Source organism: Staphylococcus sp. HMSC062H10 (assembly GCF_001836945.1).
GTDB classification, from domain to species: domain Bacteria; phylum Bacillota; class Bacilli; order Staphylococcales; family Staphylococcaceae; genus Staphylococcus; species Staphylococcus aureus.
In genome coordinates, this window is the sequence record NZ_KV830972.1 from 581733 (window position 1) to 594133 (window position 12401).

At 33.4% G+C, this 12401-nt stretch carries 11 protein-coding genes; 1 reads left to right on the forward strand and 10 read right to left on the reverse strand.

What is annotated here, in order from left to right; translation table 11 throughout:
- The 7 genes from ruvX to HMPREF2658_RS05515 form a co-directional block, all read right to left on the reverse strand.
- Positions 1–429: a Holliday junction resolvase RuvX gene (ruvX, locus tag HMPREF2658_RS05480; RefSeq protein ID WP_000939059.1), complete on the reverse strand. Its 429-nt coding sequence runs from the start codon at positions 427–429 to the stop codon at positions 1–3.
- Between the two features lie 3 nt (positions 430–432).
- Positions 433–693: an IreB family regulatory phosphoprotein gene (locus HMPREF2658_RS05485; protein WP_000426912.1), complete on the reverse strand. Its 261-nt coding sequence runs from the start codon at positions 691–693 to the stop codon at positions 433–435.
- Between the two features lie 62 nt (positions 694–755).
- Positions 756–3386 (reverse strand): alanine--tRNA ligase, encoded by a 2631-nt coding sequence (alaS, locus tag HMPREF2658_RS05490; RefSeq protein ID WP_054194572.1) that lies wholly within the window; start codon positions 3384–3386, stop codon positions 756–758.
- Positions 3387–3728: 342 nt separating this feature from the next.
- Positions 3729–6206, reverse strand: a complete 2478-nt coding sequence (locus HMPREF2658_RS05495; RefSeq protein WP_001283324.1) for an SF1B family DNA helicase RecD2 — start codon at positions 6204–6206, stop codon at positions 3729–3731.
- A gap of 1 nt (position 6207) precedes the next feature.
- Positions 6208–6876 (reverse strand): tetratricopeptide repeat protein, encoded by a 669-nt coding sequence (locus HMPREF2658_RS05500; protein ID WP_000567023.1) that lies wholly within the window; start codon positions 6874–6876, stop codon positions 6208–6210.
- Between the two features lie 687 nt (positions 6877–7563).
- Positions 7564–8682 carry a tRNA 2-thiouridine(34) synthase MnmA gene (mnmA, locus tag HMPREF2658_RS05510; RefSeq protein WP_070854233.1) on the reverse strand — a complete coding sequence of 373 codons (1119 nt, stop codon included), beginning with the start codon at positions 8680–8682 and terminating at the stop codon, positions 7564–7566.
- Entirely contained in the window at positions 8683–9825 is a 1143-nt protein-coding gene (locus HMPREF2658_RS05515; RefSeq protein WP_000409162.1) for a cysteine desulfurase family protein, read from the reverse strand.
- Between the two features lie 311 nt (positions 9826–10136).
- Between HMPREF2658_RS05515 and HMPREF2658_RS05520 the strand changes: the two genes are divergently transcribed.
- Entirely contained in the window at positions 10137–11150 is a 1014-nt protein-coding gene (locus HMPREF2658_RS05520) for an LLM class flavin-dependent oxidoreductase (protein ID WP_000985875.1), read from the forward strand.
- 236 nt (positions 11151–11386) lie between these two features.
- On the opposite strand, the gene HMPREF2658_RS05525 is transcribed toward HMPREF2658_RS05520, so the two are convergent.
- From HMPREF2658_RS05525 to cymR, 3 genes are all read right to left on the reverse strand, one after another.
- On the reverse strand, positions 11387–11533 hold the full coding sequence (locus tag HMPREF2658_RS05525) for an SAS049 family protein (RefSeq protein WP_000009238.1): 147 nt from the start codon (positions 11531–11533) through the stop codon (positions 11387–11389).
- A 39-nt stretch (positions 11534–11572) separates the two neighbouring features.
- Positions 11573–11755, reverse strand: coding sequence for a CsbD family protein (locus HMPREF2658_RS05530; RefSeq protein ID WP_000752909.1), 183 nt, complete (start codon positions 11753–11755; stop codon positions 11573–11575).
- A 99-nt stretch (positions 11756–11854) separates the two neighbouring features.
- Positions 11855–12277, reverse strand: coding sequence for a cysteine metabolism transcriptional regulator CymR (gene cymR, locus HMPREF2658_RS05535; protein ID WP_000704122.1), 423 nt, complete (start codon positions 12275–12277; stop codon positions 11855–11857).
- Positions 12278–12401 lie beyond the last annotated feature (124 nt).

Below are 12401 nucleotides of genomic sequence, written 5' to 3' on the forward strand. Positions count from 1 at the left end.
TTAATGTAGTGAATCTAAATAGCCTTGTAAAATAAATACTGCTGCCATTTTATCAATCACTTGTTTTCTTTTTTGTCTTGAAACATCTGCTTCTAATAATGATCGTTCAGCAGCCATTGTGCTTAATCTTTCATCCCACATCACAATCTCAATAGAAGGATAAGCTTCTAATAATTTTTCTTTATATGTTAACGAAGCTTCGCCTCGAAACCCTATTGAATTATTCATGTTTTTAGGTAGTCCTATTACGACTGTACCCACATTATGTTTTTTAATAATGTCTACTAATTGGTCAATACCTAATTCATTATTTTCTTCATTGATTCGGAGTGTGTCTAATCCTTGTGCCGTCCAACCCATTATATCACTAATTGCAATTCCTACCGTTCTACTACCGACATCGAGTCCTAAAATTTTATGTTGTAACATAAATTATTTATTTTGCTCTTTTAAATAGTAAGAAACAAGCTCTTCCATAATAACATCTCTATCAATATGACGAATTTGATTTCTTGCTTCATTTTGGCGTGGAATATACGCAGGGTCACCTGATAATAAATAACCTACAATTTGGTTTACGGCATTATATCCTCGTTCATCTAATGTTCGATAAACATTATTTAAAACATCTCTTACATCTTGTGTTGGAAGTTCTTCATAGTCGAATTTCATTGTTTTATCAAAGTTTTCCATTTGCGACACTCCTTTAATTACAAATATAACTCACTATCATCATACAATATTATGGCTTTAAATTATAGATTTTTAATGTAATCTTTAATAAAGCTTAATGATTTTGAGATATTTTCAGGTTGTGTACCGCCACCTTGAGCCATATCTGGACGACCGCCACCTTTACCACCAACGATTGGTGCCATTTGTTTGATAAGATCACCGGCTTTAACGTTATTTGTTAAAGATTTAGGGACAGTTGCAACCATCGATACTTTATCATCAACATTACTTGCAAGAATGATAATTGTATCTTGTAGTTTAGATTTAAAATCGTCCATTGTCGAGCGAATTGCTTTCGCATTTGGTACATCCACTTCAGTAACCAATACTTTATAGCCATTGATTTCTTCAACTTGATCTTCAATATTACCCATTTTAAGTGATGTAATTTCTTTGTCACGTTGCTCTAATTGTTTTAATAATGCTTTTTCTTCATCTTGTAATTGTGTTAACTTATCAACTACTTGATCATTAGATTTCACTTTCAGCTGTGATTTCATCGTATTAAATTTCTCTTGAATATCTTCTAAATATAAGAAAGCTGCTTTACCTGTTAATGCTTCAATACGACGCACACCAGCTCCTGTACCTGACTCACTTACTATTTTGAATAAGCCAATTTCAGAAGTATTGCGGACATGAATACCACCACATAATTCAATTGAAAATGGTGCCATATTTACTACACGCACAACATCACCATATTTTTCACCGAATAAAGCCATTGCGCCCATTTCTTTAGCTGAAGCAATATCCATTTCTTGAATGTTAACGTCAATACCTTTCCAAATCTCTTCATTTACTAAGCGTTCAACTTGATCAATTTCATCATTAGTCATTGGACCAAAATGAGAGAAATCAAAACGTAAACGATCTGCTTCTACTAGTGAACCAGCTTGGTTAACATGATCACCCAGTACTGATTTCAACGCTGCATGTAATAAATGTGTTGCACTATGGTTCTTTTGAATGTCACGTCGATCATTTTGGTTCACTTCAGCAGACACTGTAGCGCCAACATTTACTTGGCCAAATTGTACTACTCCTTTATGCAAGTTTTGACCATTTGGTGCTTTGGTTACTTCACTAACAGCAATTTCAAAATTGTCATTATAAACAATACCTGTATCCGCAACTTGTCCACCACTGACTGCATAAAATGGTGTTTCCGTTAACATGAAGTATACTGTTTCACCCGCTTCAACTTGTGAAACTTCTTCACCATTATATATCAAGTGTGTTAGTGTTGTTTGAGCTGTCGCAGTATCATAACCAACAAAAGTACTTGCAGATGTAATATTTTTCAATACTTCACTTTGAACTTGCATTGATTGAGAATTTTGACGTGCTTGACGTGCACGATCACGTTGTTGTTGCATTTCTGACTCGAATGTTGTCATATCAACTTTCAATCCTGCTTGCACTGCTATTTCTTCAGTTAATTCAATTGGGAACCCGTACGTATCATACAATTTAAATGCATCTTTCCCATTAATTTCATTTGTTGTCGCTTTAGCTTTTTTAATTAATTCATTTAAAATCGCTAAACCATCTTCTAATGTTTCACGGAATCGTTCTTCTTCAGATTTTATAACACGCTTAATGAAATCTGCTTTTTCCTTAACATTTGGATAATATGGTTCCATAATATCTGCAACAATATCAACAAGTTTGTACATAAATGGCTCATTGATTCCTAACGTTTGACTAAAACGAACGGCACGACGTAACAATCGACGTAATACATATCCTCTACCTTCATTGGCAGGTAATGCACCATCAGAAATTGCAAATGCAATCGTACGAATGTGGTCAGCAATTACTTTAAATGCCACATCTTGTTCGTTGTTTACTAAATATTGTTTACCTGATACTTTTTCGATTTCATTCATTATAGGCATAAATAAATCTGTTTCATAGTTAGTACGTACATTTTGAGAAACTGAGGCCATACGCTCAAGCCCCATGCCGGTATCAATATTTTTATTAGGTAATGGTGTGTAACTATGATCTTTATTATGATTGAATTCACTAAACACTAAATTCCACACTTCAAGATAGCGTTCATTTTCTCCACCTGGATACATTTCTTCTGCCGGATCGTCTTGTCCATATGCTTCTCCGCGATCATAGAAAATCTCAGTGTTCGGTCCTGAAGGTCCTTCACCAATATCCCAGAAGTTACCTTCAATGCGAATAATACGACTTTCTTCAAGCCCAATATCTTTATGCCAAATGTTGTATGCTTCCATATCTTCCGGATGAATCGTAACGTACAATTTATCTGGCTCCATACCCATCCATTTATCACTCGTTAAAAATTCCCAAGCAAATTCAATCGCTTCTTGTTTAAAGTAATCACCAATTGAGAAGTTACCTAACATTTCAAAGAATGTATGGTGACGCGCTGTGAAACCAACATTTTCAATATCATTTGTACGAATAGCTTTTTGAGAGTTTACAATTCTTGGCTTTTTAGGTGTTTCACGTCCATCAAAATATTTCTTTAATGTTGCTACACCTGAATTAATCCATAATAAGGTATCATCATCAATTGGCACTAATGGTGCAGAAGGTTCAACCATATGTCCTTTTTCAACAAAGAAATCTAGATATTTTTGTCTAATTTCACTCGCTTTTAACTTTTTCATCATTTACACATCCTATTTACTGTTTTTAAATTACCATTCCATAAAAATTGATGACACAGATAGTCGATTTGAAAAACTAGTATAAATCAATATCATTTTTAATTATTAAAAAATAAAAAACGCCCATCCTCAAAAGGGACGAACGTTATCGCGGTACCACCCTAGTTATAAATGCAATTCAACACATTTATCACTTTAAATCGACTATACAGTTGTGCATAAAGTAGCGTTCACTAATGTTTGTTGTACTTTTCACCAACCAGTACATCTCTGATAAACAAATCATTAACTACTCATCTTTATACGAATTTAATTCTATTTTAGTTACATTTACGCTTGTTGTCAACGTTCTATAAAGTCATACGGCGTGATTTCTCCCATATTAATCATTGGATCAATTTTAAACATTGTAGCTTCCGTTAATACATTTGTATCTGTTTTTATTGAATCAGACGTAACTTCTTCACTATCATTCGATGAAATTGGCGCTTCTACTTGATCATTTATTGTCGTTTGTGAAGCTCCTGTATCATTAGTTGCTGTATTTTCCAGTATTTCTTCATCTTCTGAATTAAAATAATTTTTCAACAATGTACATAATTGTGTTAAACGCGCTTGACCATTTGTTTTTAATCCAATATCAAATGCTTCTGGATCACCAAGTAAAACTAAACTCGTTTTCGCTCTAGTTAAACCAGTATATAATATCGGTCTTTGTAACATTCTAAAATACTGTTTAACAATTGGCATGATAACAATAGGAAATTCTGAACCTTGTGATTTATGGATTGATGTACAATATGCATGCGTTAATTCCATCATATCTTGTTTCGTAAATGTAATTTCATTACCTTCAAAATCCACAACAAGTACATCTTTATTAAGAGCATTTTCTTTCGCCCAAAAAATACCAACAATAACTCCTATGTCACCATTGAATATGTTATCATTTGGCCTATTAACAAGTTGTAATACTTTGTCACCTTTTCTAAAAACTACATCACCAAACTCAATTTCTCGTGTGTCTTTCTTTTTAGGGTTTAAAATATCTTGTAAAACTTGATTTAAACGTTTAATACCGGCATTTCCTTTATACATTGGTGCAAGCACTTGAATATCAGCCATAGTATACCCTTTATTAACAGCACTAGTAACTACCTTCTCAACAACTGTTGGTATTTGGTTTGCCTGACAGTTAATAAAACTTCTATCATGAAAACGCTGTGTAATATCAATTTTCTGACCCAACTTCATTCGATGTGCTAATTCTATAATGCTTGAACCATCTTGTTGACGATATACTTCAGTCAGATTAACTCGTGGTATAGCTTTCGATTCAATTAAATCTTTAAATACTTGACCAGGACCTACAGAAGGCAATTGGTCCTCATCACCTACAAATATCAATTGTGCATCTAAAGGAACTGCACTTAAAAATTGGTGGAACAACCAAGTATCTACCATAGACATCTCATCAATGATTATGAGTCGTGCGTTTATTTCATTTTCTAATATATCCTCTGGCTTTGTGTCTTGATTCCAACCTATTAAACGATGAATCGTCATAGCTTCTAATCCAGTTGACTCTTGTAGTCTCTTGGACGCTCTTCCTGTTGGCGCTGCTAATACAACTGGATAATCATCATTAACATAATCATCATAATCTAATGATAAGCCATGAATCTCAGCATATAATTCTACAATGCCTTTAATTACTGTCGTCTTTCCTGTTCCCGGTCCACCGGTTAATAGCATCACCTTAGAATTGATAGCCGTTTGCAAAGCTTCTTTTTGTGAAGCTGCATAGTTCACTTGATTCGTATCTTCTATTTCACCAATATGCATTTGTAAATCTGACTGTTCAATTTCCGTAAGTTTATTTGTATGCGTCTTTATTCTGAATAAGTTTTGAACACTTTTGATTTCAGAATAATACAAACTTGGAATTGCAACTTGTTCATTGTCAATAATTAGTCGTTTTTCCTCATTTAAGTATTGCAACATTTCGTCTAATTTTTCAGGTTCAATGACCTCTTCATCTTGATAATTTAATACATCAACTGTTAAGTCTATAACAACATTGATAGGCAAATATGTATGTCCCTGTTTAATACATTCTTCTTCTAACGTATAGAGCAACGCAGCTTTTAATCGTTCATTATCGTTATAAGCGATACCAATATTTCTAGCAAGTTGATCTGCTTTATTAAAACCAATACCTTTAATATCATAAATCAATTGATATGGATTTCGATCTAAAATAGTCAGTGTATCACCGAGATAAAACTGATAAATTGCCATTGAAAGTTTAGGACCAAACCCTAAATCATGTAAACGAATCATTATTTTTTCAGATTCTTGATTTGCTGAAATTTGTTCTGCAATTTGTTTCTGTTTCTTTTTAGATAATCCCGAAACTTTTTCTAGCACTGAATGGTCATCTAATATATCATTTATCGCATTGTCACCTAATGTATTAACAATATTTTGAGCTGTCTTTTTACCTACACCTTTAAACAAATCACTTGATAAATAACTTATAATTGCTTCTTTCGTTTGTGGCATTTCTTTTTCAAAAGTCTCTGCTTTTAATTGTTTACCATAACGTGGATGATCAACAACTTGCCCTTTAAATGTGTAGACATCGCCTTCAACAATATTCGGAAGAAACCCTACAACAGTTGGCATTGTATCAAAGTCTTCATTTGTTTCAATAGTATCTACTTTAAGCACTGTATAAAAATTATCACTGTTTTGAAACAATATCGCTTCAACAGTACCTTTGATCATTGAATAATCAAATAGTGTAGGGTCTGACATGTTACTCCTCCTCTTTCATTTTAGTGAATGTTTTCAGCGCATGCTGACTTAATAAGTGTTTAGGGTCGATAGTCACAGCTTCTTTAAAATGAGTTATGGCTTCATCAATATCTTCATTTTTCATAAATAACGCTAAACCTAAATTGTATCTTGCATCAACATGATTTTTATCAATCATTAATACATGTTTAAGTTGAGTTATGGCTTCATTAAACATCTCTAATTGACATAATACAAGACCATATTGAAATTGAACTTCTGCATCTTTGTCTTTATCTAGTTCCGCAGCAGTCATTAAATACGGCAATGCCAGCTTAAATGATTCTAACTGATTAAACGCCATACCGATCATATAATTACAATCAACTTGTTCAATCTCTGTTTGTAATGCTTGTTGATATAATTTAATAGATTCTTGATAACGTTGCTGATTATAATATACATTTGCTAGATTATAAAATACGACGCCATTCTTCGGATCTATTGTTAAAGCTTTTTGGAAAAAACGCTCTGCCTTTTCAATCTCATTCGCATCAGCAAGTACGATACCGGCATTAATATAATTTTCAATAATTGTAGGATCTTCTTCGATATTTCCGAACAATGCTTGTAACGCTTCTTCTATTTTTCCATTTTGTATGTATTGATAAATTGTTTGTTGATCTATCATTTACGAACCTCATTTCTCATCAATTATAACATCTTGATAAATTGTATGTCTCGAATCACTTAACAACGAATAAAATATAATCTAATATCATCTTCATTCATGAAAAAGCGGGAATGGAATGGAAATGCTAAAGAACCATTAACGGTTTATTATGTAATGGTTCTTCCACATTAGCCACCACTATTATGTACTTAAAATAGGAATACATAATTAGACTCATGCATAGGGGTGAGACAGAAATGATATTTTTACAAAATTAATTTCGTTGTCCCCAACTTGCATTGCCTGTTGAAATTGGGGTTCCAATTTCTCTATGTTGGGGCCCCGCCAACTTGCATTGCCTGTTGAAATTTGGGTTCCAATTTCTCTATGTTGGGGCCCCGCCAACTTGCATTGCTTGTTGAATTTTTTTACGAATTTCTCTGTGTTGGGGCCCATCCCCAACTTGCACATTATTGAAATCTGACTTTCCGTCAGCTTCTGTGTTGGACCCCGTCCCTAACTTCCATTGCCTGTTGAAATTTGGGTTCCAATTTCTCTGTGTTGGCGCCCCGCCAATATAACATTGTAGAGCCTAGGACATTGTGATGTCCCAGACTCTATCATCATGAATTATTCTCATCAAAAACTGTCTTTCGTCATTTCCAACGCTGAAATTTCAAATAAGTAATTTATTGTTGCCATTGTTTATACAACATAATTTAATTGACCTTCATTTTTGAACACATCGTCAATTGTTGCACCACCAAGACACACATCACCTTGATAAAAAACAACTGCTTGTCCAGGTGTGATTGCTCTTACTGGCTCATCAAAAGTAACACGTAGTGCATGGTCGTTTTCACGTTTCACAAAAACTTTCGTATCTTTTTGGCGATATCTAAATTTAGCTGTACATTCAAAATCTTGATCTAAGTCATTATCTTCTGGATTTACAAATGAATAGTCTGAAGCAATTAAGTAATCACTGTATAATGCATTGTGATGGAATCCTTGTTCTACATATAAAACATTATCTTTTAGATTTTTACCGACAACAAACCAAGGATCGCCATCTCCACCTATACCTAAACCATGTCTTTGTCCTATTGTGTAATACATCAACCCACTATGTTTACCCATTTTCTTACCATCAAGTGTTATCATATCACCCGGTTGCGCAGGTAAATATTGAGATAAAAATGTTTTAAAGTTTTTTTCGCCGATAAAACAAATGCCTGTAGAATCTTTTTTCTTAGCAGTAACAAGTCCTTGTTCTTCAGCAATTCGACGCACTTCACTCTTTTCGATGTCACCAATTGGGAACATTACTTTTGAAAGTTGTTGTTGAGATAATTGATTCAAGAAGTATGTTTGATCTTTATTATTATCTACACCACGTAACATTTCAACATGACCATCTTCATGACGATGTATGCGTGCGTAATGTCCTGTTGCTACATAATCTGCACCTAAATTCATCGCATGATCTAAAAAGGCTTTAAACTTAATTTCTTTATTACACATAACGTCTGGGTTTGGAGTACGACCTTTTTTATATTCATCTAAGAAATACGTAAAGACTTTATCCCAATATTCTTTTTCAAAATTAACAGCGTAATATGGAATGCCAATTTGATTACACACTTCAATAACATCGTTGTAATCTTCAGTTGCAGTACATACGCCATTTTCGTCAGTGTCATCCCAGTTTTTCATAAATATGCCAATGACATCATAACCTTGTTCTTTTAAGACGTGGGCTGTTACAGAACTATCTACACCGCCTGACATACCAACGACAACACGTATATCTTTATTTGACAATTATGACTCCTCCTTAAATTTAAAATATATTTTATGAATTTCAGCGACAATTGCATTAATTTCATTTTCAGTAGTCAATTCGTTAAAACTAAATCGAATCGAATGATTTGATCGCTCTTCATCTTCGAACATTGCATCTAAAACATGCGACGGTTGTGTAGAGCCTGCTGTACATGCAGATCCAGACGACACATAGATTTGTGCCATATCCAACAATGTTAACATCGTTTCAACTTCAACAAACGGAAAATATAGATTTACAATATGGCCTGTAGCATCCGTCATTGAACCATTTAATTCAAATGGAATCGCTCTTTCTTGTAATTTAACTAAAAATTGTTCTTTTATATTCATTAAATGAATATTGTTATCGTCTCGATTCTTTTCTGCTAATTGTAATGCTTTAGCCATCCCGACAATTTGTGCAAGATTTTCAGTTCCTGCACGGCGTTTCAATTCTTGTTCACCGCCAAGTTGAGGATAATCTAATGTGACATGGTCTTTAACTAATAATGCACCGACACCTTTTGGTCCGCCAAACTTATGAGCAGTAATACTCATTGCATCGATCTCAAATTCGTCAAACTTAACATCAAGATGTCCAATTGCTTGAACCGCATCAACATGGAAATATGCATTTGTCTCAGCAATAATATCTTGAATATCATAAATTTGTTGCACTGTGCCAACTTCATTATTTACAAACATAATAGATACTAAAATCGTCTTATCTGTAATTGTTTCTTCAAGTTGATCTAAATCAATAGCACCTGTATCATCAACATCTAGATATGTTACATCAAAACCTTCTCGCTCTAATTGTTCAAAAACATGTAACACAGAATGATGTTCAATCTTCGATGTGATAATGTGATTACCCAATTGTTCATTTGCTTTTACTATGCCTTTAATTGCCGTATTATTCGATTCTGTTGCACCACTCGTAAATATAATTTCATGTGTATCTGCACCAAGTAATTGTGCAATTTGACGTCTTGACTCATCTAAATATTTACGCGCATCTCTTCCCTTAGCATGTATTGATGATGGATTTCCATAATGCGAATTGTAAATCGTCATCATCGCATCTACTACTTCAGGTTTTACTGGTGTGGTCGCAGCATAATCTGCATAAATTTCCATGTTTGGACACTCCTCACAATTTTATCAATGTTCCAATAATAGCACCTTACATACTATTTTTCTACTTTTCTGTTTAACTTTATTTATAATGTTTTTAATTATATTTTACCATTTTCTACACATGCTTTTCGATAGGCTTTTTTAAGTTTATCGCTTTATTCTTGTCTTTTTTATAAATTTTAGTATTTGCAGATATTTTTTCATTTGTAAAATGTAATGTACTATTATTTTGGTTATGAGCAATTTAATATTTATCTCGTTATTCGATTGGTATACTTCTTATATCATAAAAAAGGAAGGACGATACAAAAATGGCGATTAAATATTCAGCATTAAACCTTGTCCCTATTCGAGAAGGTGACGATGAACGAACAGCAATTAATGATATGGTTAAGCTCGCACAACATTTAGATGAATTATCATATGAAAGATATTGGATTGCTGAACACCATAACGCTGCCAATCTAGTAAGTTCAGCAACTGCTTTATTAATTCAACATACGTTAGAACATACGAAACACATACGTGTAGGTTCTGGAGGAATCATGTTACCTAACCATGCTCCATTAATCGTTGCGGAACAATTTGGCACGATGGCAACATTATTTCCAAATCGTGTCGATTTAGGATTAGGACGTGCACCTGGAACAGATATGATGACCGCAAGTGCATTAAGACGAGATCAACATGATGGTGTTTATAAATTTCCGGAAGAAGTTTCATTATTACAACAATATTTCGGCCCCGCTCACCAACAAGCATATGTTCGTGCTTATCCAGCAGTAGGTAAAAATGTGCCTTTATACATTCTTGGTTCTTCAACAGATTCTGCACATCTAGCTGCACGCAAAGGGCTTCCATATGTGTTCGCTGGACATTTTGCACCTCAACAAATGAAAGAAGCTATCGAAATCTACAAAACGTTATTTGAACCTTCTGATGTATTAGACGAACCTTATGTTATTGTATGTTTAAATACAATCGTTGCTGAAAATGATGACGAAGCACAATATTTAGCTTCATCTATGGCACAAGTAATGGTTAGTATCACTCGTGGCAGAATGCAGCCCGTTCAACCGCCAACACATGAACTACAAAATATATTAACGCCGAGAGAATATGCGATGGCTATGGAAAGACAGAAAATATCATTAATAGGTTCAGAAAATACTATTCAACAAAAAATTCAAGATTTTATGGAAACTTATGGTGAAGTCAACGAAATTATGGCAATAAGTTATATTTATGATAAAGATATGCAATTAGACTCTTATCGTCGGTTCAAGAATGTTATAAATCAGATAAATGAAAAAAACACTTTATAGTGTCATAAATAAACTAAGTGAAAGTATGTATCCATAATATAAATAAAAATAAACAGTAACAGCATTTTAAATGAAAGATGTCCGTATTGATCAATCATTTATTTTAGGAATGATTCAAATTCACTTAAAATTCTAATGCAAATATGAAAGCACCCCTTCAACTTTACACTGTGTAAGTGTTTATTTGATGGGGCGCTTTCAAAATATTGAAAAGCATATCCAAAATTTAAAGAAATTTATTTCTCTTTATCTTCATTTTCTTTTTTCTCTTCGTTATTCGATCCTGTATATTCATTTATCTTATCTTTTACATTTTTAACTTGTTCATTATCGCTATTTTTAAATTTTTCTACTGCGTCTTTTGCTTTGTCCATAAAACTCATATTAATCGCTCCTCTTATATTTGATTAGTTTAATTGATCTTATTTTTTAAGTTTATCAATTGCATCAGTTATTTTATTTTTAGCATTTTCAACAACTTCTTTTGCTTTACCAGTCGCTTTATCTTGCTGACCTTCTTTTTCTAATTCTTTGTTATCAGTAACGTTACCTACTGTTTCTTTAACATTGCCTTTAAATTGATCGAACTTACTTTCGTCTGCCATAGTGAAACCTCCTTAGATGTATATATTTATATACCACAAAGGAGGTTCACTAAACATTATAATATGAAGTTTTTATGTTATAGTATAGTATTTATACAATTAAATATAAAACATGTATCCGTCTAAATCTTCACTTGTATCTACATATTCCGCTAAATATTTCAATGTTGTATTATCTAAAACATCTCTCACTGCATCTCTCATGCGAATCCATAGTTGTTTTTGCGCAGGTGGTTCTGATTCAATACTTTCAACAAATGTAATTGGACCTTCTAACAGTCTTATAATATCCCCTGCTGAGATTTCTTCCGCTGGCACTCTTAATTGGTATCCACCTTTAGCACCGCGTACACTTCGAATTAACCCCGCATTTCTTAAAGGACCTACAAGCTGTTCTAAATATAAATCACTCAAATTATTTTCTTCAGCAATTGACTTTAATGATATACATCCTTGCCCCTCTTTTTTAGCAAGAGAAATCATCAATGTAAGTCCATATCTCCCTTTAGTAGAAATTTTCATTGTATAACCTCACTTAATTCGAATATTGATATTCCCATTTTAGCATTTTTTGAGTTAAGATAGTATAAGAAAGGTGTGACAAATGTGAGTACAGAACCATTAGCATCGAGAATGCGCCCAAAAA